The organism is Isobaculum melis (genome assembly GCF_900111355.1).
In the GTDB taxonomy this organism is placed as follows: Bacteria; Bacillota; Bacilli; order Lactobacillales; family Carnobacteriaceae; genus Isobaculum; species Isobaculum melis.
Window position 1 is genome coordinate 10104 of record NZ_FOHA01000015.1, and the last position, 21123, is coordinate 31226.

Consider the following 21123-nt stretch of genomic DNA (forward strand, 5'->3'; position numbering starts at 1 on the left):
AAAAAGAAATCTTCTGTCATTTACCCCTTGCAAAATACACTGTTAACGCGTTATAATAATATGATTTTAATACAATTGCATATCCCGAGAGGATTGGAACGACCTTGTTTAAATACTTTTAACTATGTATAAAGCCATAAAGATATGGCTTTTTTTATGTTTCTGGATAGAACGTTAGTTCTTATTCGTGCAGTGTTTTTTGAATTTTTAGGTCAAAAATAGGTCAAAAGTTAAATAAGTAATGTAAGTCATGTGGAATGCCTAAATCATCCATGACTTGGAATATAGTGCAATTTTCATAATATGAATAATTGGATGTTAGCAGTTTTATTGCAAATTCATTTGCTTCACGCTCAATTTTTGGAATAAAGGAATTTGAAGAGACTCTCTTCATGAAAGGTGTATCAATTCCTTTATGAAGTAAGATGTGAGCCAACTCATGAGCGATAATAAATTGTTGTTTATTTTCATCAGTATTAATATTTACATAAATAACATTAATTCTCTTGTTAGTACTTTTCATTCCTAAAATATTTCCTAAATCTAAGTAAATAATTGGAATATCTAGTTTTTTACATATACTTAATGGGCTTGAGGTTTTTGTTTTCTTTACAATTCTAGTTAGTTGTTTATCAACGAAACTCAATGTTTCATCTCCTTGTATATACTTTTATAGAACGTTAGTTCTTTTTTGTTTAAAAGAAAAGGATTATTAATCGCGATAATCCTTTCTAGTAAATTTTTTCTTAGCTTTTTCTTTACTTAATCGTAGACCAATTTCAAGAGCATTAGCTAAAAGTTCTCTGTCTTCGTGAGACATTGGCTCTCCATAAAAATTTATGTCTGTATCATTTTCCATTCCATCAAGAATTTTGTCAATTTGTTTACCAACATCTTTTTCTTCCTTTTCAGTAAGTTCCCAATATTGTTTGTCATTCTTTTTTCCGAGTAAATAGTCTGTAGATACATTAAATATTTCAGATAGAAGGATAAGTGTTTCATTGTTTGGTTCTGCTCTGCCTACTTCCCAGCTTCCTATAGTTTGTTGAGAAACATTCAAAAGTTGAGCGAGTTCTTTTTGAGTGAGATTTTTTTTATTTCTTAATTCTTTTAATTTATCAGCTAGCATGATCGTTTCAACCCTTTTTTTGTTTCTATTTTCATTCATAATACAACAAAATGTAGAGAAAATGTAAAAAAACAAAAAAAAGTAGTAAAAATTATTGACTTACTACTTTTTGTAGTGTATATTAACTACATAAGGTAGTAAGGAGGCGTTGGAAATAGAAAATCAAACATTAGAATTAATGAAACCAGTGATTAAAGAAATGCTAACTCCAGTAATAGAAGAAGCTGGTTTTGAAATGTTAAAACAAACACTAGAAAAGCTAGTAGAAGAAAAACAAAGACCACTTGTTATTACTAATAAGGAAATTAGAGAAATGTTTTCAATTTCAACCAGTACATTATGGAATTTAAAACAATTTGCAGATTTTCCAAAAGAATGGTTGGGAATAAAAAATCATTATGAAACAAAAGAAGTCTTAAAGTGGTTTGATGAAAACGAAGGACAAGTTTATCAAGAGAAAAAAGAATTGTTAAAACTTGTTGATTAAAGCAAGAAAAAACTTGCTTTAAATAAGCACCTAAAAAGTTAAGTGTTTATTTAAGACAAGTTTTGAAAATCAATACTTTAATAAAAATACATGAGGGTATTATGTAAAACGTTTGGTATTGTATGCAGTTTGAAACTGTCTGATTGTTCTTTGACAAAAAAATAGCTGAAACATTCGGAAATGAATGCTCCAACCACAAATTAAATCTCAACAGTTTAATTATAGTAGAAAGAGCGAGTATTTGCAAATGATTCAGACGGAGTTTGGCTATCCTCCTATAAGAAATTAAAAGGCAAGTGGGTTTAGCTCACCTACTATATGATAGTAAATACTATCGCGTATTCTTTATTCATTTATTACGCTAAAAAGAAATGAATTGCTAATAATAAGTTATTTGACCGACTGAAAGAAGTCTGCTTGCTGTAAAGTACAGCTACTAGGTTCTTTTGGACTGATAAGCGCCATGAAATCGTATTAAAGATATTAGCGAATTAAATATTAACTTTAAGCTATACCATTGATTTGGTGTAGCTTTTTACATATTCAATATGAATATTTGAAGGAGGAAGATTAACGTGGGAAAATTAACAATTGAATTAGATTTTCTTCAACTTGCTTTTTTAAAAAATATTGTTGGAGAGGATATTGAGAAAACGAAAGATATGCTTCAACAATGTAAGGGGAAATATGAAAAAAGATTTAGTGCAACAGAAACACGTTTAAAAAAAATGAATGATTTGCTTATGAAAATCGATATTTTGATAAGTGAATAGCAATCGTTTATTAAATTGGTTATAATGAAAACATACATCATAGGAGGAGAAACAAAATGAATAAAATTAAAAAGTTTGTATTAGAAAATAAGAAGATGGTAGTTATTGGCTCAAGTGTTGTAATGGTAATTTTGGTTGTATTGATTGCTGTAGGTGTTGCAACTAAAGATAATAAAGAAGTTATTGCAAAAGAAGAGACGAAGAAAGTAGCAACTGATAAAAAGGAAACAAAAGATAACGAAAATGAAAAAGTAGTAGTTGCTGAACCTGAGGCGAGAAAAAAGGAAAGAAAAGAGATTGCGCGACAATTTCAATTGATTGCTGATGAAGAAAAAGCGAAAGAGGAAGAGGCTCGCCTTGCAAAAGAAAAAGCTGAATCTGATCAAGTTGCTCAAGAAGAGCAAGTGAATCAAGAACAAGCACAACAAGTAGCTAGTGCACCACAAACAAATGTAGATTCAAATTCACCAAATAATGGTAATAGCGGTTACAATGCGCCTACTACAAATGGTGGAGGCAATACAGGGAATTATACCCCACCAGCAACAGGAAATAGTGGTGGTGGACAAGTAGCACCACCAGTAGCCCCACCAGTTCAAGAACCGCCTAGACGATTAAACGCATTAGGTAACAGCGGTATGGAGTTTGCAACAATGGCTCAAGCTACAGCTTGGGGAAACGCTCAGTTAATTGATGATAATAGTCCTTGGGCATGGATGTCATTCACGGTAACCCAAGTAGATTACAGTGATGGTTCATTTACGTTTACGGTTGGTTTTTATTAGAATAGAAATGCTTAAAAGATAGCTATTTTGTAGCTATCTTTTTTATTGTTTAGGAGGGAGAAAAGATATGAATATGGCACGTGCGCCAGATAAAAAAATAAAATAAGAAAAAAGAAAGGAAGGGGAAAAATGAAAATAATTAAAAAAATCCTAACGTTATCTGCACTGTTGCTAGTGTTTCTAGGTACTGCAAAAGAAGTGTTTGCGGCTACTGCAACTGCAACAGAAAGTACAGGGTATCGTTATAAGGTGGACAGAAATGGAGGGTATCTTTTCGGAGATTTATTGATGATTAAAGTGGATGGTCAATATAGTTTTTGTCTAGAACCCGAAGTATTAGTACAACAAGGAGATGGGTATACTCCTGAAGATATGCCTACAGAAATGCGTGAAGATTTATCAAGAATTGTCCATTTTGGATATGATGTTAATCCTACAAAGCATAACTATGCAGTAACGCAATTTATGATTTGGGAATATGTAGGAGGAGTAATTGATTGGTCTCAAACGAATGTTCCAAATTATGAAGAAAGAAAATCTGAAATTTTAAATGCTGTTGCTGGGTTCAATTCTAAACCAAGTTTTCATTTGCAAAATGTTGAAGTAGACTTAGGGAAATCTGTAACGTTAACAGATACTAACAATGTATTGTCAAGCTACAAGACAGTTAAACCAACTGCTGGTTTAGATGTTTCAATTCAAGGTAATAATTTAATTATTACACCAAATGAAAATGCTACAGAGAATGAACGTGTGATTATTCAAAAAATTCCTGATAACGAATTAGGTTCATCAATTGTTTTTAAAAAGAAAAACTCTCAAACATTAGGCACGTTTAAGTTGAGTGACCCTTCGGCTAGTAAAATTGATGTAAAAGTTAATTTGAAAGGGAATGCAGAAGTTTTAAAATTAGATGAGGGTACAGGAGAAGTTGTACCAAATACTGAATTTTTATTTGAGTATGATGGGAAATCGGAAACTATTAAAACTGATAAAAATGGTGTAGCAATGCTAGAAGGAATTCTTCATAATACAAAAGTGAAAGTAACTGAAACTTTTGTGCCTGCGCCGTATGTGTTGAATAAAAACAATACAAAAGAAATTGTTATTCAAGGTGGGAAAACTGTAAATGTTGAATTTAAAAATCAGCGTGCTACAGGGAAAACAACGTTAACTAAACAAGACAAAACAACAGAATCTAATATACCATTAAACACAACTTATCCAATGTTAGGTGCTAAATATGGCTTGTTTAAATCTGATGGGACACTTGTTAAAGAATTTACTTTAGGCGAAAAAATGTCTGCAACAATGGACAAATTGGAGCTAGGCAGTTATTACTGGCAAGAAACTCTTGCACCTACTGGTTACATTTTAGATTTAACTAAACATGTTGTTGAGTTGACTTATAAAGACCAATTCACAGCCGTTGTTGTTAAAGATGCTCTTTCTGATGATGATGTCATTCGCATGAATATGGATGGTCAAAAGTTAATTCAAAATGACACAAATGAAATGTTGAAAAATGATGTTGAATTTACTTTAACTAATCAACGTACAGGCGAAGAACTAAAAAATGTAACAGCGACTGTAGACGGAAAAAAAGGCTATTTCAGCTTTAAAGACTTACCGCTAGACGATTATGTATTGACTGAAACTAAGGGTGTTGATGGCTACAAAAACATTGACCCAATTTCGATTACTCATAAATACGACAAAGAAACAGATAGTTTTATGTTTACAGTAAAAGACCAAAAAACAGGTAATTTACTGAATGAAGAAACGATCACTCAGCTAGAATTATCGCAAGGCGAAAATGTTGATTTAGGAACATATACGCTTAAAGATAAAGCTGAAAAAGTTGAAAAGCCAGTTGTAGGTATCTCAACAAAGGCACACCTTGGAGATGGAGAGAAAAACACCTTTGTATGGGGTGAAGATGTTAAGTTTTATGATGATGTAAAAATTAGTCATAAAAACATTGAAGAAGGTACTGCACGTGCTTATCAAACAATTTTAGTCGTTGTATATCCTGATGGAACTGAAAAAGATGTATGGACATCTGAAAAAGTTGATTATACAGTGACGGACAAAGAAATGACGGAACGTGTACTTGCTGAGTATGACTATAAACAAGATGAAAAGGGTACTCGTTACTATTTCAAAGAAATTGGGTATAACAAGCTATCTGAAAAAGAATATGAAAAAGATTCTGAACACAATTTTGATGGCAATGAAAAAACACAAGATATTACACCAACGGTTAAAGATGAACCTAAAGAACTTGTTGAACCTGAAAAGCCAGTTGAACCAAAAGAACCAACGCAAATACTACCAAGTACCGGTGAAAAAGGAAACCAATTGTTGATTGGTATTGGTTGTTTAGTTGTAATGTTTGGTTTGCTAGTATTCTTCGGTAGACCAACAAAAGAAAAACAAAATAAAGAACAATAATTAGAGCGTATCAATGATGATAGGCTTATTTTTTATTGTCAAATAGAGGTATCTACGAATAGATACCTCTATGTTTAAGGAGTGTTGAAATGAATGACAAATTTTTCAATATTTTTACTCATTGGTATTGTTATAGCTATAGTTGCTGATATTTCAAATACTATACATTTGCATAATCAGATTCAAAATGAAAGAGGTAAGCATGGAAAATTTAATTGAAGGTATATTGTTATTAATTTTTATAACTGTAACTGTAGATAATTTCTATATATTGTCTTTTTTAGAATATAAAACATTAAAGATGAAATCAAACTATCAAAAATATTCTATAAAAAAAAGAATTATCATAGATAGTACTGTTTTTATTGGCTTTATTCTATGTCTTCTATTTTGATATGAACAGGTTGGTCTTTATTGCTAATTTGTTTAACAACAAATGGGCTTCGTTCGTTGTTAGAAAATATTACTTTTATTTTTTCTATCGGTTTAATTTCAATGAGAAACGGAACAGCAAAACTTACTGTAAATAGAATCAATACTGAAAAGCGTAAAATATAATTATTATTTTCTATAAAATGAATAGGGAAAAGTGCTGTATTAAATAGTTTATCTGAAATAAATGTGCATGCTATATAAATAGAACCAATTCCTTGGAAAATTGTAATAATGCTGGCAACTTTTTTATCTAAAGAGGAAGCTAAATTATCAATAAATTCAGGTAAAACTATTTTAAAGATTGCGTCAAAGTTTGAAAGTAAAAAAAGAATGATTCCTAAAATAACACTAGTGATATAAATGTATAAAAACCCTTCAAATGAATCATTTAATTCTTTTGGTGTTAAAGAAATATTGAGGAAGTATTCTTGAATGGAATTAGGTAAAATAGCAAATAAAAATAAGAAAAAAGCTTTCATCCTTTGATTAAATAAATGTGTACACAGCATAAGGATATAAAGAAATACAATTAATTTTAAAGTGTATTGTTTGAAATATCCTGTGAGGTCATTAATTGATGGCATGAGAAAATCTCCTTTTTAAATAAGTATAGCTTTTATTCTAAAAAAAGAAAAGTGGTGTTTCATAAGAAAGAGGGTGCATGATTCGTGGGGTGGGAGCATTTACAAAACAAGTCGAATGTAGAAATCATGAATTATATAAAATATGACATTGTCTATTTTGTAGAGAATATGGAGTACAAGGAGGTGTTCAGCTATTCAGATTATTTATATCAAATAAGGGTACGCACGCAGTTGTGGAATGTTGATAAATGGGAGTTATTCAGACAATTAATGTTTGAGCCAATTCTTGAAGCGCTAGAAAACAATCTCTCAATATCTTTAATGGATATTGATGCAGAACAGATCGAATTTAAATACAAAAAAATAAAATAAAAGGTGGAAATAATTATGAAAATTACAATGACAGAAGCAGTAGTAAAAGAAAGTTTTGGAGATATTTTATATATCGGTTGTGAAGTGAAACGTGAATATGATAGAGAGTTGCCTGAATTAGAGCGACCAATTAAAAGTGCAACGGTGACTGTTGGCGCTGAAAAGTATGATAAATCAATTGAAATTAAACTGGAAGCAGACGAAAAAGGAGCCATTCATTTACCGAATGTGAAGAAATTTGCCAAAGTTAAAATGACAGATTTTATTTATGACCCTAAAGCAAAAGCAAACACATTTTCAGGTGGAGATTCAGGTGAAACTACGGCATGGGGTACCTTAAATGAAAACTTTACTGCTACAACTGTACAAGCTGTTAACCCAGCAGACAAATTAGCAGACGAAAATGGAGAAAAAAATAAATAATCTATTTGGCTGGTTTGGTCTTTAGGGGCTATTAAACTGGGTCAAATGTAAAGGCGACTGGGGAGTATGAGGGGTGGCAAGCCCCTCTGTATGCCTAAAAATAAAAATAGTATCGTGAAATCAGGAGTTATACAACGGTTTTGCCCCTTACAATACAAAGTCCAAGGGTTGAAATTAATTATTAACTGGTTCAAACGCTTGGCGTATGAGTCACAAGGGGCAAAATGTTTTCTGTCAATGGCAAAAAGGTGGAGATTATTTTTGTGGTTCAGCTTGCTGATCCTAAGAAAATAATACTACCTGACCATTGATATAAAACAAGTTATTTGAATAGGAGGAAAATCATGAAACTACAGTTCATTGATTGGAAATTTAAGGGAAATCGTGTAAGAAGCAACTACAGAAATATTCTAAAAGATATTTTTAGTACAATTTTTGCCATACCAACCCTTATTTATATTTTAGCATTTATATACACAAATTTTGAAACACTGCGACAGTTTACAAATAGCAATTTAAAAGATGGTTTATTTTATTTTGGTAAACATATGCTGATTGCTGTTGCAATTGGTCTATTTACTTGTTCAGTCGCATTTATTTTGATGTATCGTTTTTGGGCGTACATACATCATATTCAAAAGCTATGTCGTATGATGTACTCTTCAAAATACTATTTGGTTAATGATAGAGAAGACCCTAACATGATGGCATCAAGTGAAAAAAGAATGGTTAGAAATCTGCAGTATTTTCCAAAACTATACTTTTGGCGAACACGTGAATATGTAAATATTACTATTCAATTGGATGGTAGTAAATTCAATCAAGATTATAGAGAACTTGCTGATAGATTTGAGCAAATGTTCGCTCTTTCTTTGGTTGAAACTGAGGAAAGAAATGGTTTTTACACGTATAAGATGTTACCGAATGCTTCAAAATATCGTTTACACATATCTGAGATTATTCCGAATGGCTATAGAATTAGACTATCTAAACATTTTGTATGGGATATTTCAAAATTACCCCATGCTCTTATAACTGGTGGTACAGGTGGCGGTAAGTCTCGCTTTATGATTGCTTTAATTAAAGGGTTTATAGAAATGAGGGCTGACGTAAGGGTGATTGACCCTAAATTGTCTGCCCTCTCTGATTTAAGCCGAATTATGCCAAATGTGGCATATACAACTGATGGTATTCTTGAATTAGTTGAAAAAACGGTCAAAGAAATGAATGATAGACAGCTTGAAATGAAAACAAAAGAAAACTATATTTCAGGGAATGACTTTACACACTATAATATGCAACCAATCATTTTAGTTATTGACGAGTATGTGGCATTTATGGATGGTTTACCTAAGAAACAAAAAGATATTTTTGCATCTAATGTTCTTCAAATTACTTTAAAAGGTCGTGAAGCTGGTGTATTTATTGTTCTAGCTACTCAAAGACCTGATACGACAAGTCTTGCTGGCTCTGTACGTGATAATTTGGGTCTTCGTGTGACTTTAGGTGAAATGAAGCCTGATGGTTACCGCATGGTTTTTGGGACAACTGAACAAAAATTACGCAATAAGAAAGGCTTAGGTAGGGGCTATATCTATCAGAACGGCGATTCTCTTATTAGAGAGTTCTTTGCACCATTAGTACCTGATAGCTATAACATGATGAATGAATTCGCTCGGATGCTCGACGTTGAGCCATGCGCTTTTTCGGCGCAAGCCGTAAAAGCAAGCATGAGCGCAAACACCGAGCGTGAGCCGTCAGGCGAACTAGAGGTAAAACAAGTGATACATGGGAGGAAAAACGAATGAGCGAAGCGAACACCCCCCCTACTAATAGGGGGGTAATCGGGGAAAATGAAAAAGATACAAACTATTTAGCTGCCTTAATCGATTGGTGTCAAATTACAGTTCAAGATGTTAGTCCTGAAATGATAGCGAACGACATTTTGAAAATTCCTTTTCAATTAATGAAAAATGATTTGAGAGGTGGTACACGAGGATACAAAGCACTGTTGTGCTTTGATGATATTCGAGTGATGGAAGGTGTTGTAAATACGGAAAACGGTTATCAAATTTTGTTAACCGGTCAAGGCTGTAGAAACTATGAAAAATTTTTAATTGCAAATAATGAAACGTGGTTTGATTTCTTCAAACGAACATTAACTTATAATGTCAATTTTCCTCGTGTAGATATTGCAATTGATGATAGAAAAACTTATTTCAAAATATCTAAATTAATTCAACTTTCTAAGGCTGGCTTAGTGGTTAGCAAATTACGAGATGGTATAGAACATGGCTCGTTTAAATTAAAAGATGGACAACGAAAAGGTCAAACAATTGACTTTGGAAGTCGAAAAAGTCAATTTTTTATGACATTCTATGAAAAAAATTATGAACAAGCTGAAAAATTGGGTCTTGATGAAACGGAAATTGCAGAAAAATGGAATCGATACGAATTGAAGTTTAGACAAGAAAGAGCCGTAAGGCTTGTTCAAGAACTTGTTGCTAGACAAGAAGTATTTACGATCGCTATGGAAATCTTAAATGAAAATATTCGCTTTGTGAGAAAACCGAATGATTCAAAATTAACAGATATTAAAAAATATCCATTATGGCAACCTTGGGCTTGGTTCATGAGTGATGTTAAGAAGCTAAATTTATGCATGAGACCTGAGGCGAAAAATTATTTTACAATGCTTAATTGGATTAAAGTATCAGTTGCTCCAACCCTGAAAATATTGAAAATCATTGATGATGTAACTGGAAAGAATGAACTAGATAGTTTAATTGATGGTGCTAAGTTTTCAGAAAAACATGAAAAGCTTCTTGAAGATTGTCTGAATCAGGCTTTGGCTTTTGAAAAAATGGGAATTATGATTTGATTATTGAATCAATTTAGGTATTTTTTTGCCTGTTATCTTTGGAAATAAAGCGTGAAAAGAAATGTGGGTTCTAGCGTAGCTAGGTTCAGCATTTTTTTGAGGGCTTGAAACAACCGTAGGGCGTTAGTATCTTTTGAAAGGAGAAAAAATGACAATTGGAATGTTTTATTTTTGCTTGTTGGTATTCACTGCTGTACCAATAGTGGTTGCAACTTACTTGTATCAAAATGGAAAAATCAAGTCTTTAACATTAATCTTGATTTTGATAACAGTGGAATTGATAGGCTTAATTTTTATACTATAATCGAAAAGAGGGGTTTGGATGTATCCAATTAATTTATTATCAGAAAGAAAAATTTTTGAATTGTGTAGCTTATTAATTGTCGCTTTGTTGCTAATAATAACTATTTCAATTTATTTTTTAATTCAGTTTCATGGACAAAAAAAAGAAAGAAATACTGATTTAAGAATTTTATCATTGCATGAACAAAGGTGTAAAAAAATATCAGAACTATTTAAAAATGAAAAAATTATCATGACAAATGTTGGAAATTCAGGTATTTATTCTGTTGCAATTAGTACAAAGGATTTGGAAATTGAATTTCAGGAAAATAGTGCAGTTATTCTAAATATGTATTGCAAGAAAGATTATACTAATCCAAAAATATTAAAAGAAGAGGGAGTGAATGAATAATGGGCGTTATTGAATTTTTTGTTGAACTACCAAAATATATTCAGTGGTTGATGCTTGCTGTTATTGTTTTATATGCGTTAAGTGTACAATCTGATTTATCAATTTTGTTGAAAAAGGCAGAAAAAAGAGAGAATGAGAAATCTTTTGGTTCTTTAGGTATTCCAATGGGAGCATCAATTGGTAAAATAAAGCCTTTAAAAGAAAGGCGTATTGAAGAAATTTTATCTATGCTGGGTGTTGTTGAAAATCAAATCGTTGTTAAGGAATTATCAGAAGATATATTTACTATAATAACAGAATCAAAGGACTTAGAAGTGATGTTCCAGCCACATGATACAACGATCATTCGTATGATGTGTAAGAAAGATTATTCAGACCTCCTTATTAAAAAGAAAGTAGATTCAACAAATGAAATGGATAACACTTGATGACAAAATGCAAGAATTAGGTTTTACTGTAATATCTACTCACAACGAATATTTTCGAGATTATGGCAAAAATAAAATGCTAGTTGTTGAACGTAAAAAAATAGTAAAAACTATGACCGTTTTATCTGAAAAAGAAGAGTACACCATTCATGAGTTTGAATTTTATAGTTGTGAATTTGTACAAGGTAAAATGCAATCTAGAAAAATATATGTGAACACTACAGATGTTAGAACTCTGCTATTGAGAGTAAAAAGACACCTGTATTTTTTATTGTCAAAAAACATTATAGACAAAATTTAGGAGGGATATTATGCCAAATGTAACAGACTTATTTATAGGTATGTTATCAGTATTTGGGTTCATTACATTAATTAATTTCTTGTTTTTGTTGCTAGCGAATAAGTTACAAACAAGAAAAATCACAAAAATAGTAGAAGAACAAACAGAGGTTTTGTACTATGCCATTCTTGAAGAATTGAAAGGAGGTGACGAGTAATGGGCGCTGGACAAAATTTATTTAATACACTGCAGACAGAAGCTGGATGGCTTGTATTAGTTGGTATTTTAATTGTAGGTATCTATTTTGCGATTAAACGAAAGTTTACAGAAATGTGGGCTACAGTTGCTGTCTTAGTAATCGCTGTTGGCTTTGTATTTGATACTGAGGGCGTTAAGACTATTTTCCTAAACCTGTTTAAATCAATCTTCAGGTAGCTTATGCTACTTGAAGTATTTTGAAAGGAGAGAAAACAATGAATATTAAAGTATTTACTAAAATATGGAATGTAGAAAAAGTGTTGTACAAAATTAGCGATTTCAATTTGCCGTTTGTTCTCACTTTTTCGCAAATAAAGTATTTGCTGACTACATTTATGTTTATGTTGATGTTTGGTGAAAAAATTCCAATTCCATTATTAAAAAATGGAGTGATTAAAAATATAGCTGTATCTATCGGTATCATGATGTTTTTATCAAATGTAAAGTTAGATGGAAAGAAACCAATGAGCTTTTTAAAATCATTTTTCAAGTATATGTTTAGGGGTAAATCAAGTTGCAAAGGGAAGCCAGTAAAACTAAAAAAATACACATGGGATGAAACAATAACAGTTGTAAGGAGGTTAGACCATGTTTCCAATTAAATACATTGAAGAAAATCTAGTATTTAATAAAGAAAATGAGTGTTGGGCGTATTATGAACTTGAACCATACAATTACAGCTTTTTATCAGAAGATAAAAAGTTAGGCATATTTCGAGAAATCAAGAAATTGATTTCCCAAAATCATGATGGCGATATTCACGCTTTATATATCACTACAGAAGAAAGCATACGTGATATACAAGAGCGTTCTAAAAAGCTGATACGTTCAGAAGGTGAGTTAAAAGAGTTAGCTTTTGACCACATGGACATGCAAACAGAAGTTTTGATAAATGCCAATGGAGAAAATGAGAACAAAGTGAAGTATTTTATTGGCTTTAAGTTATCCAATAAAGAAGATATGTTTCAGGATGGTGATTTTGTTGCTGTGCTGGTGAAAAAAATCAAAGAATTTTTTAGACGAGCATCTAAACAACTATTTGATGATGTAACCATTTTTGATGCTAAGGAACTTGATCGTTATGTTGCCATTGAAGATATGCTAGAAAATCGAATTTCTAAAAGATTTAGGTTCAGAAGATTAAATCAAAAAGACTTTGGTTATATTGTTGAACACATCTTCGGTCTTGAAAGTATTGCTTATGATGATTACGAGTATGCTATTAAAAGTGTAAAAGAGGGAACGAATGTACAATTTAAAAAGTATGATTTGCTCAAGTTGACGGATGTTGGAATTGAAGAGGAAAAAAGATATATTAAATTGCAACATGGTGATAACCTACAATATGTTGCAGTGCTGACTGTATCTGAACTTACTGGTGAATTGTCATTTCCAGGAAATGAAGTTTTATATCTACAGCAAGAAAACTTTGATTTTCCTGTTGATGTAAGTGAAAATATTGAAACAATTGGTAATCGTTCTGCATTAAAAACTGTTAGGAATAAAAAGAAAGAATTGGATGACTTAGACGACAACGCACAAGAAGCTGGTACATCTTCATCAGGTCAAGTTTATGATGCGATAGAGGAAGCCGAAGAGTTAGAGGACATCTTAGACAGTACAAAAGAAAGTATGTACAAGTTAAGCTATCTGATACGTGTTAGTGCTTCATCAAAAGAAGAGTTGGAAAAACGTGTAACAACTGTTAGAGATTTTTACAGTGATTATAACATGATTTTACAGCGACCGTATGGTGACCAGCTAGGGTTGCTTCATGAGTTTGTACCATCATCAAAACGTTATTTGGATGACTATATCCAATACGCTACTTCTGATTTCATTGCCTTGCTTGGTTTTGGTAGTAGTCGTTTTATTGGTGAAGAGTTGGGCTTTCCTATTGGTTATGATGTTGCTACAGGTCAAACGGTTAGAATCAGACCTGAATTGGCGGCACAAGGGGTTAAAGGTGCAGTAACTAACGCATTAGCCAAAGCGTTCATTGGTTCTCTTGGTGGCGGTAAGTCTCAAGCAGAAAATACGATAACCGTTAACAGTGTGCTGTGGGGGGCTGAAAGTTTAATGCTAGACCCTAAAACTGAACGTGATAATTGGAAAGAGGATATACCTTGGTTAGCTCCTTATATCAATAATATCAATTTTACAGCTGAGGAAAAAAACAACGGAATTCTCGACCCTCTAGTTATTATTGAAGATAAGAAGAGCGCTGAACGTTTAGCACTTGATATTTTAACCTATTTAACAGGTATCAGTATTCAAGATAGTGCTAGATTTCCACTCTTAAAAGGTCATATTTCTAGGGCTGTTACAAAACATGGTGGGATGCTTACGGTTATTAAAGAATTACGAAACACTAACACAAAAGAAAGCTTAGAATTAGCAGAACACATTGAGAGTTTTTCTGAGTTATCCTTTGCTAGCTTATTGTTTAGCAATGGTACAGCTAGCCGAAAAATTAAACTTGATAAAGAAATTAATATTTTTGGTAGTGAAGAACTAGTGCTTCCTGATGAAGAGACTGAACCTGATAAATATACACCTAGTGAAATGTTAACTGTAGCAATGATGCTTGTATTCTCGCATCTTGGTCTTATCTTTATCAGAAGTGGCAATAACGTGTTTAAAATTGTTACCTTAGAGGAAGCTTGGAGTTATATGCAATTTCCACAAGGTAAAGTATTAACTGGAAAAATGATTCGTGAGGGTCGTTCTAAAAATAGCGCTACTGATATTGTCACTCAAAATACAGATGATATTGCAGGCGAAAAAATGAAAAACAATATTGGGTTGAAATTTGCTTTTAAATCAACTGATAAAGTAGAAGTGGAAAAAACATTGAAATTCTTTAATTTAGAATTTACGGATGAAAATGCTGAAACTTTAGCAACACTTGAAAATGGACAATGCTTGTTCCAAGACTTGTATGGAAATGTCTCAGTTATTCAAATTGATTCAATGAGTGATGAGTTGGACCATGCTTTTGATACAAGACCAAATATGGAGCAAGAAGACTACGAGGACGATTATGAAGACTATTACGAGGGGGAGGAATATGAAGAAGAAGAGATTTAGAAAAACAAAAAAAGTCTTAAAAGTGCTTGGCATATCGCTAGGTACTATTTTTTTAACCTTTTTCATTATTGGACTGATTCCACCTTTACGTGTTCATGCGACTTCGTGGGTTAAAGATACGGTTGGAGTAATTGCAAATTATACCAAACACCCCATAGACAATTACTCTCTTGATTTTTATATTGATACATCAGGAAATTGGCTTCCGTGGAATTGGGGCGACGGTATCATGAATGCTGTCTATTATGCGCTGTTTCTTCTTACAAATATGTTTTGGATGCTAAATGCGCTTTTTAGCTATTTTGTTGGCTATATTGTTGAGCAAGCGTACAATCTTGATTTTGTAAGCAAAACGATTAAAAAATTAGCTGTAAATATGCAAACCCTTGCTGGTGTTGACAAAAATGGGTTTAAATATACAGGATTGTTTCCAAAAATGGTACCAATTTTAATTTTGATATTTGGTATTCATTTTACGTGGGTTGGCTTGTATAAAAGAAAGTTGACTAGTGCTTTATCTAAAATGTTAACTTTTACTATGCTATTAGTTGGCTCAATGGGGTTCATTGCTTACTCGGAAGATTATTTGACTAAACTCAATTCTTTTTCTGTTGAATTTAATAGAACGGTGCTAAGTGCTGGTACAAAACTAAGTTTTGGTGAGGGGAGTAATGAAAGTGCAACGAATAACCCTGAGACACAAATTAGAGAAACCTTGTTCAATATCCAAATTAAACAACCTTGGTTATTGCTTCAATATGATGATACAGACATAACGGAAGAAAGGTCAGAAAAAATACTGCAGTATGATCCATCTGCAGATGAAGAAAAACGAAACAAGGAGGTTGAAGCAGAAGTCACAAAAGAAGGTAATACAAGTATGGGTTACCAAAATGTTGGAAATAGACTTGGTATGACTTTAATGTTGTTGATTGTGAATGCGGTTATCAGCTTTGTTGTTTTAACACTGGTAGGACTGAAAATATTTGCTGATGTTATGTTTTTAATGTATGCAATCTTCTTACCAGTGGCATTTATCTTCTCATTGTTCCCAAATAGTCAAAGTTTGGCAATGAAAGGCTTTTTGAAAATGTTTAATTCTATGTTGACGAAAGCTGGTATTACTTTGATATTGACAGTTGCTTGTTCAATATCAGCACTTCTTTACAATACAACTAATGAATATGGTTTCATGCTGATGGCATTTGTTCAAATTGTTAGTTGGATTGGCATTCGCTATAAGTCTAATGAATTAATGGGCTATATGCACTTAAATCATAATGATAGCGAGCAAGTATCACAAGGCTTAGGTCGTTCAGTTAGAAAGGTTACTCGGACTGCTGGGGCGTTTAGTCGGATGCGCCGTTATAAAAATATGAAAAATGCAATGTCAAATCGGCAAGCAAACCGAACAAATGGAAGTGCGCCACAAGCGTTGCAAAATAAAAATGTTAAGAAAACGCGGTTTAAGAAAACTGCTCTGCAGAAATCTAGTGAGTTGGGGCGTAAAGCTGGTAGAATCGGAAGCGTTAAAGACAGGGTGGGGTCTAAGTTTGATAAAGCAAAAGACAATATTAAAAATACACCTACTAACTTAAAATATAACGCTAGAAAAGCTAAACAATATGGTAAAAGTACGCTTAATAACTTTAGAGCTGGCTTTGACCATGAGAAATTAAGTAAAAATCAAGAAAGAAATAAAGCTAGAGCGAATCGGATGAAACAAGCTAGAGAACGTACCACCAAAATGAATAAGGATGATTTTAAAGTGAAACAAAATAGAGTAGAAGCACGTATGCACACTACAGCAAGACGTACACCTGAGGGAACAATTCAAAGAAAATCTAGTGAGCATTATGGCGTAAAACGAAATAGAGTTTCAACTAAAACGACTAGAGAACAAAATAAATCAGTGAAACAACGCGAAAGAAATGTATCAAATTACAGAAAAAATATGAGGAAAAGAGGCAAATAGATGATTAAAAAAGCTATGAAAATTAAGTTTTTTGCGCCATTGGTTATCCCTCTTTTTCTGATTCTCGTTGTTGTAATGCTTGTTGGTAGCTTAGGAGGGAAAAAGGAAGAAAAAGGCTCTGATACAAATATTAGTATTGGACTTGCTCCTGAGGTAGAAAGATACCGTCCGCTTGTGGAAAAATATTGTAAAGAATTTGAAATACCTGATAAGGTGGATGTTATTCTTGCAATCATGATGCAAGAAAGTGGTGGTCGTGTTCCTGATGTGATGCAATCGTCAGAAAGTCTTAATTTACCACCAAATAGTATTACTCCTGAAATATCAATCAAGCAAGGGGTTAAGTATTTTGCTAGTTTATTGCAACAAACGGATGATTTGGACACCGCCTTACAAAGCTATAACTTTGGCGGTGGTTTTATTGGCTGGTTAGCTGATAAAGGGGGGAAGTATACCCCGGAATTAGCTAGTCAATTTAGTGACTATATGGCTCAAAAAATGGGCTGGCGTGGTTATGGTGATAAAGAGTATGTGCCACATGTTAAACGTTATTTAGGCAATGTAAATCTTGGCTCAGAATTTGCTAATAGTGTGATGGATGAAGCAATCAAATATCAAGGCTATCCTTATATATTTGGAGGAAAAGCACCAAATGAGTTTGATTGTAGTTCATTAACACAATGGTGTTATAAAGTCGCTGGTGTGAATATACCAAGAACCGCACAACAACAATATGATGCAATGACAATAGTTAACAATGAAAAAGAAGCACAAGCTGGCGATTTAGTATTCTTTAAAGACACCTATCCAACAAGTGACTATATAACTCATGTAGGCATTTATGTAGGAAATGGAAAAATGTATCATGCTGGCGATCCTTTGGGCTATGCTGAAATTTCTAGTTATGGGAATAAACTTGTAGGCTTTGGTCGTGCAACTAGCAAATAAGAAAGGAATGATAAAATTGTTTAAGAAAAAAGAAAATCAAGAAAAAAAGAAGAAAAAACAAAAAGTAGTCCACATTACGCCTAGAAAAAATCGCAAGGTTTTTCTTGTGGTGGGGTGGGGGTTATTAATATTCAGTGTTGTTTTTGGAGTGTGGAATAATTTTCGTTCAGAGAGAATTGTTACAATTAATGAAACAAAAGTGATACAAGAAAAAGAATCAGATATTTCAGGTATCACAAATTTTGTAACGGACTTTGCAAAAACTTATTATTCGTTTGATACAAACGGAGATTCGCAAAAGGCACGTTCTGCAAATCTTGAAAAATATTTGTCAAATGAATTACTAAAGACAAACACTGACAATTTAAAAGAAGTGAAAGGAAAAGTATCTGTATCTAATGTGAAAGTCTATTCAGTGAAGCCAATAGCAGAAACTGAATATGAAGTGATGTTTACTGTGCAACAACAAGTACAAGATAAGCATGTTGAAAATGCTTATACACTAGATGTTTATGTTAAGGATAACGCTTATTCAATCATTAAGAACCCAACTTTTGTTGCAATGCCTAAAAAGTCGGACTATGAAAGAAAGCGTGATACATCTACTGATTCAGTACCTGATTATAATAAAGTCAAAGAATTTTTAGAAACATTCTTTAAAATTTATCCACAATCAACAAAAAAAGAATTAGTGTATTATGTGAAAGATGAAAATGTTCAGGAAATTCAAAAAAACTATGAATTTGTGGAAATCTCAAATTTAATCGTTAAAGAAAATGATGGCTACCAAGCACATTTCTATGTCACTTATAAAAATACTGATACCCAAATGCTTGTTGTAAATGAATATGATATTCAATTATCAAAACAGAATGATAAATATGTCATTGAGGAGTTGGAATAAATGGATAAGAAAGCTATTATAGCTGGACTGGTTGTAATTATTCTGCTTTTTGCTGGTTTCAGCTTACACCGTAAACAGCAAACAAGAATTCAAACGTTAAATGATGAAGTGTCTCAGCTTCAAGAAAAAAGTGCCAGCTTAAAAGAAGAAAAAGAAATGCTGGAATCAAAAGAAGCCAAAGCGAAAGAATTGCATACAGTAGAAAATCAAGATTCTAATGCTGAGGTTGATTCTTTTGTAAATGATTATTTAGAAGCAATGTACAATTATTCAAACAATACAGATAGAAACGAAGCATTAAAACCATTTGTTACTGCAACATATAATCAATTTGTTGAAAGTTTTGGTACAACTGATTCTGTAGTGCCATTTGAAAGTAAATTGAACAATGTTGATATTTATAGAACCAGTGAAAGTATGGTGTTGGTTCGTATTAATTACAGCTTTAAAGTAGCTGACAATGACAAAGTGGACTACGATCTATTGTTAACCTTAGAAGTTGAAAAAGGGGCTATAGGTGGCTATCTAGTGAACAAGCAGTTTACAGAATCAATACAAAAACAGAATCAACAAAAGGTATGGTAATTTGCTCCAGCAATGTAATAATTGTAACAAAATCAGAATCAACAAAAAGGTATTGTAATTTATTGCAGTAAAAAGTCACGTACTTCTTGCTGAAGGTAAAAGTGTGTAACTATTAACCAGGTAATAAGTGAGTGCCTTCTACACGTGCAAAAAGTCCCTCACTTATTACTGCAGACGAAAGTGAGGGACTAAAAATGGCGATAGGTGAAAATAGTGTAAGAAAAGATATTACTTTAAATAAAACAGTCTACGAATATTTATTAGTGATGTTAGCAGAAGAAAGTAGATTTGATTATAGGTATACAAAGCCTACAATTTCCAAGTTTATTTCAAAATTGATTATTGAAGAAAAAGAACGTAGAAACAAAAAAGACCACTAAAATGTGGTCTTGAAAATGTGAGTATATTACACATTTTAATGTTTTTTTAATAATGTGTTGTATACTCATAGTAAAATGAAAATATTTTTCTTTTTTAGAAAAGATTAACAGGTAGAATTATGTATAATAAAAGTCCTTGAACAAAATTCAAGGACAAATTATGTTTAATCTTGTTGTCTTAACGAGATTGTATCATGAAAATAAATACGTTTCAATGTAGAATGTGAAGATATTATACATTGTTTTATTTCATAATCCAAATGTCAAATGTGGTAATGATGTATTTAAGGATATCCAAAGTAGTTCTCTCCTTTCTTTGCAATTTTAAAATCATTATAGCATAATTAAAAAAAGTATAATATATTCACATGGAAAAAAAGGAGGCTTTTTATGTCCACTAAGTATGGTATGAGTTTGAAAAAAATGAGAATAGAAAGGGAAATGTCACAAAATGAAGTTACCAACAATCAAATATCGCGTTCTTTGATTGCTAAAATTGAAAATGATGATGTGAATCCTAGTGTTGATAAATTTAGAATCATGTTGCAACAATTAAATGTTTCTTTTGAAGAATTTTTCTACATAAATGATAGCTACAACTTAGCCGATTTTGAAAAATTTAAAAAGAAATTCTTTTCAGTTGCTTCAAATTCAAATAAAGATGTACTTTATGATTTATTAAGAGAATGTGATGACATGATAGAAGTACAAAAAAATACTGCTTTAACTGAAATTAAAGCGATTATTATGGCAATGGTAGAAATATCAAATAATGATTATGATATGGCGAGCAAGCTAGTAAAACCAATATGGAAGCGAATTTCAAAAATAGAAGTGTGGAGTTTATTTGACATTCATTTAATCAATTATATTCTGTTCTTGTTTCCAGTATCTTTAGCTGTGGAGATTGTTAACCAAGCAATAAAGTCTCTGAGGAAATATGATGATTATTTAGATAATAGAATGCAAGAAATGAAACTAAAAATTAATTTAACTCTGATAATGATAAAAAATAATGAAGTATCTTCTAGTACCTTAAGGTATTTAGATGAAGTGATTCAGGAATCAAAAAAAGAAAACAATAGCTTATATTATATTGTAGCTCTTTTTAGAAAAGGTGTTTGTCGTGTGATTACTGGGGATGGAGAAGGAATAGAGGATATAGAAAATTCATTGTCATTATGTAAAATGTTTGATGATGTTAATTTGTATAATGGGTTATTAAAAGAAAAAGAAGTTTATTTGGATAAAAAATAGA

24 protein-coding genes are annotated in these 21123 nt (G+C 32.1%); 21 read left to right on the forward strand and 3 right to left on the reverse strand.

Going from position 1 to position 21123, the window contains the following annotated elements:
* Nucleotides 1–223: 223 nt before the first annotated feature.
* Nucleotides 224–646 (reverse strand): ImmA/IrrE family metallo-endopeptidase, encoded by a 423-nt coding sequence (locus BMW29_RS10630; protein WP_177165750.1) that lies wholly within the window; start codon nt 644–646, stop codon nt 224–226.
* 66 nt (nt 647–712) lie between these two features.
* Nucleotides 713–1129 (reverse strand): helix-turn-helix domain-containing protein, encoded by a 417-nt coding sequence (locus tag BMW29_RS10635; RefSeq protein ID WP_177165751.1) that lies wholly within the window; start codon nt 1127–1129, stop codon nt 713–715.
* Between the two features lie 148 nt (nt 1130–1277).
* On the opposite strand from BMW29_RS10635, the gene BMW29_RS10640 reads away from it, so the two are divergent.
* The 4 genes from BMW29_RS10640 to BMW29_RS10655 all read left to right on the forward strand — a co-directional run bounded on the left by BMW29_RS10640 (nt 1278) and on the right by BMW29_RS10655 (nt 5628).
* Entirely contained in the window at nt 1278–1616 is a 339-nt protein-coding gene (locus tag BMW29_RS10640) for a hypothetical protein (RefSeq protein WP_092653189.1), read from the forward strand.
* Between the two features lie 575 nt (nt 1617–2191).
* A complete protein-coding gene (locus tag BMW29_RS10645) occupies nt 2192–2389 on the forward strand; it encodes a hypothetical protein (protein ID WP_092653191.1) in 198 nt (65 codons plus the stop codon).
* 56 nt (nt 2390–2445) lie between these two features.
* On the forward strand, nt 2446–3174 hold the full coding sequence (locus tag BMW29_RS10650) for a hypothetical protein (RefSeq protein WP_092653193.1): 729 nt from the start codon (nt 2446–2448) through the stop codon (nt 3172–3174).
* A gap of 129 nt (nt 3175–3303) precedes the next feature.
* A complete protein-coding gene (locus tag BMW29_RS10655; protein ID WP_092653195.1) occupies nt 3304–5628 on the forward strand; it encodes a SpaA isopeptide-forming pilin-related protein in 2325 nt (774 codons plus the stop codon).
* Between the two features lie 371 nt (nt 5629–5999).
* Here BMW29_RS10655 and BMW29_RS10665 read toward each other — a convergent pair whose 3' ends face one another.
* Complete coding sequence (locus BMW29_RS10665) at nt 6000–6647, reverse strand: hypothetical protein (RefSeq protein WP_092653199.1); 648 nt, start codon at nt 6645–6647, stop codon at nt 6000–6002.
* A gap of 84 nt (nt 6648–6731) precedes the next feature.
* On the opposite strand from BMW29_RS10665, the gene BMW29_RS10670 reads away from it, so the two are divergent.
* From BMW29_RS10670 to BMW29_RS10750, 17 genes are all read left to right on the forward strand, one after another.
* A complete protein-coding gene (locus BMW29_RS10670) occupies nt 6732–7019 on the forward strand; it encodes a hypothetical protein (protein ID WP_092653201.1) in 288 nt (95 codons plus the stop codon).
* Nucleotides 7020–7034: 15 nt separating this feature from the next.
* Nucleotides 7035–7442: a hypothetical protein gene (locus BMW29_RS10675; RefSeq protein WP_092653203.1), complete on the forward strand. Its 408-nt coding sequence runs from the start codon at nt 7035–7037 to the stop codon at nt 7440–7442.
* 344 nt (nt 7443–7786) lie between these two features.
* The gene (locus BMW29_RS10680) at nt 7787–9250 is read left to right on the forward strand and encodes an FtsK/SpoIIIE domain-containing protein (protein WP_092653205.1); all 1464 of its coding nucleotides are present in this window, start codon (nt 7787–7789) and stop codon (nt 9248–9250) included.
* Nucleotides 9247–10323: a replication initiation factor domain-containing protein gene (locus BMW29_RS10685; protein ID WP_092653207.1), complete on the forward strand. Its 1077-nt coding sequence runs from the start codon at nt 9247–9249 to the stop codon at nt 10321–10323. Before BMW29_RS10680 ends, BMW29_RS10685 begins: the two co-directional genes overlap by 4 nt.
* A 322-nt stretch (nt 10324–10645) precedes the next feature.
* Nucleotides 10646–11017, forward strand: a complete 372-nt coding sequence (locus BMW29_RS10690; RefSeq protein WP_092653209.1) for a hypothetical protein — start codon at nt 10646–10648, stop codon at nt 11015–11017.
* Nucleotides 11017–11445 (forward strand): hypothetical protein, encoded by a 429-nt coding sequence (locus BMW29_RS10695; RefSeq protein ID WP_092653211.1) that lies wholly within the window; start codon nt 11017–11019, stop codon nt 11443–11445. Before BMW29_RS10690 ends, BMW29_RS10695 begins: the two co-directional genes overlap by 1 nt.
* A complete protein-coding gene (locus BMW29_RS10700; protein WP_092653213.1) occupies nt 11426–11746 on the forward strand; it encodes a hypothetical protein in 321 nt (106 codons plus the stop codon). Before BMW29_RS10695 ends, BMW29_RS10700 begins: the two co-directional genes overlap by 20 nt.
* Before the next feature lie 10 nt (nt 11747–11756).
* Entirely contained in the window at nt 11757–11942 is a 186-nt protein-coding gene (locus tag BMW29_RS10705) for a hypothetical protein (RefSeq protein WP_092653215.1), read from the forward strand.
* Complete coding sequence (locus BMW29_RS10710; protein WP_092653217.1) at nt 11942–12160, forward strand: hypothetical protein; 219 nt, start codon at nt 11942–11944, stop codon at nt 12158–12160. Before BMW29_RS10705 ends, BMW29_RS10710 begins: the two co-directional genes overlap by 1 nt.
* A 38-nt stretch (nt 12161–12198) precedes the next feature.
* The gene (locus tag BMW29_RS10715) at nt 12199–12585 is read left to right on the forward strand and encodes a conjugal transfer protein (RefSeq protein WP_092653219.1); all 387 of its coding nucleotides are present in this window, start codon (nt 12199–12201) and stop codon (nt 12583–12585) included.
* The gene (locus BMW29_RS10720) at nt 12572–15073 is read left to right on the forward strand and encodes an ATP-binding protein (RefSeq protein WP_092653221.1); all 2502 of its coding nucleotides are present in this window, start codon (nt 12572–12574) and stop codon (nt 15071–15073) included. The genes BMW29_RS10715 and BMW29_RS10720 overlap by 14 nt, the downstream gene beginning before the upstream one ends.
* Nucleotides 15054–17048, forward strand: coding sequence for a CD3337/EF1877 family mobilome membrane protein (locus tag BMW29_RS10725; protein ID WP_092653223.1), 1995 nt, complete (start codon nt 15054–15056; stop codon nt 17046–17048). Before BMW29_RS10720 ends, BMW29_RS10725 begins: the two co-directional genes overlap by 20 nt.
* Before the next feature lie 15 nt (nt 17049–17063).
* Complete coding sequence (locus BMW29_RS10730; RefSeq protein WP_092653280.1) at nt 17064–17996, forward strand: bifunctional lytic transglycosylase/C40 family peptidase; 933 nt, start codon at nt 17064–17066, stop codon at nt 17994–17996.
* A gap of 16 nt (nt 17997–18012) precedes the next feature.
* On the forward strand, nt 18013–18900 hold the full coding sequence (locus BMW29_RS10735) for a conjugal transfer protein (RefSeq protein ID WP_177165752.1): 888 nt from the start codon (nt 18013–18015) through the stop codon (nt 18898–18900).
* Complete coding sequence (locus BMW29_RS10740; RefSeq protein WP_092653227.1) at nt 18901–19485, forward strand: hypothetical protein; 585 nt, start codon at nt 18901–18903, stop codon at nt 19483–19485.
* 194 nt (nt 19486–19679) lie between these two features.
* Nucleotides 19680–19865, forward strand: a complete 186-nt coding sequence (locus tag BMW29_RS10745) for a hypothetical protein (RefSeq protein ID WP_092653229.1) — start codon at nt 19680–19682, stop codon at nt 19863–19865.
* 390 nt (nt 19866–20255) lie between these two features.
* Nucleotides 20256–21122, forward strand: coding sequence for an Rgg/GadR/MutR family transcriptional regulator (locus tag BMW29_RS10750; RefSeq protein WP_092653231.1), 867 nt, complete (start codon nt 20256–20258; stop codon nt 21120–21122).
* The last annotated feature ends 1 nt before the right edge of the window (nt 21123 follow it).

Excerpts from the sequence above, each read along its gene's own strand:
- BMW29_RS10635 (WP_177165751.1), bottom strand. The coding sequence starts at position 1,129 with ATGCTAGCTGATAAATTAAAAGAATTAAGAAATAAAAAAAATCTCACT.
- BMW29_RS10650 (WP_092653193.1), top strand. The coding sequence starts at position 2,446 with ATGAATAAAATTAAAAAGTTTGTATTAGAAAATAAGAAGATGGTAGTT.
- BMW29_RS10655 (WP_092653195.1), top strand. The coding sequence starts at position 3,304 with ATGAAAATAATTAAAAAAATCCTAACGTTATCTGCACTGTTGCTAGTG.
- BMW29_RS10665 (WP_092653199.1), bottom strand. The coding sequence starts at position 6,647 with ATGCCATCAATTAATGACCTCACAGGATATTTCAAACAATACACTTTA.
- BMW29_RS10675 (WP_092653203.1), top strand. The coding sequence starts at position 7,035 with ATGAAAATTACAATGACAGAAGCAGTAGTAAAAGAAAGTTTTGGAGAT.
- BMW29_RS10680 (WP_092653205.1), top strand. The coding sequence starts at position 7,787 with ATGAAACTACAGTTCATTGATTGGAAATTTAAGGGAAATCGTGTAAGA.
- BMW29_RS10685 (WP_092653207.1), top strand. The coding sequence starts at position 9,247 with ATGAGCGAAGCGAACACCCCCCCTACTAATAGGGGGGTAATCGGGGAA.
- BMW29_RS10690 (WP_092653209.1), top strand. The coding sequence starts at position 10,646 with ATGTATCCAATTAATTTATTATCAGAAAGAAAAATTTTTGAATTGTGT.
- BMW29_RS10695 (WP_092653211.1), top strand. The coding sequence starts at position 11,017 with ATGGGCGTTATTGAATTTTTTGTTGAACTACCAAAATATATTCAGTGG.
- BMW29_RS10700 (WP_092653213.1), top strand. The coding sequence starts at position 11,426 with ATGAAATGGATAACACTTGATGACAAAATGCAAGAATTAGGTTTTACT.
- BMW29_RS10705 (WP_092653215.1), top strand. The coding sequence starts at position 11,757 with ATGCCAAATGTAACAGACTTATTTATAGGTATGTTATCAGTATTTGGG.
- BMW29_RS10710 (WP_092653217.1), top strand. The coding sequence starts at position 11,942 with ATGGGCGCTGGACAAAATTTATTTAATACACTGCAGACAGAAGCTGGA.
- BMW29_RS10715 (WP_092653219.1), top strand. The coding sequence starts at position 12,199 with ATGAATATTAAAGTATTTACTAAAATATGGAATGTAGAAAAAGTGTTG.
- BMW29_RS10720 (WP_092653221.1), top strand. The coding sequence starts at position 12,572 with ATGTTTCCAATTAAATACATTGAAGAAAATCTAGTATTTAATAAAGAA.
- BMW29_RS10725 (WP_092653223.1), top strand. The coding sequence starts at position 15,054 with ATGAAGAAGAAGAGATTTAGAAAAACAAAAAAAGTCTTAAAAGTGCTT.
- BMW29_RS10730 (WP_092653280.1), top strand. The coding sequence starts at position 17,064 with ATGAAAATTAAGTTTTTTGCGCCATTGGTTATCCCTCTTTTTCTGATT.
- BMW29_RS10740 (WP_092653227.1), top strand. The coding sequence starts at position 18,901 with ATGGATAAGAAAGCTATTATAGCTGGACTGGTTGTAATTATTCTGCTT.
- BMW29_RS10745 (WP_092653229.1), top strand. The coding sequence starts at position 19,680 with ATGGCGATAGGTGAAAATAGTGTAAGAAAAGATATTACTTTAAATAAA.
- BMW29_RS10750 (WP_092653231.1), top strand. The coding sequence starts at position 20,256 with ATGTCCACTAAGTATGGTATGAGTTTGAAAAAAATGAGAATAGAAAGG.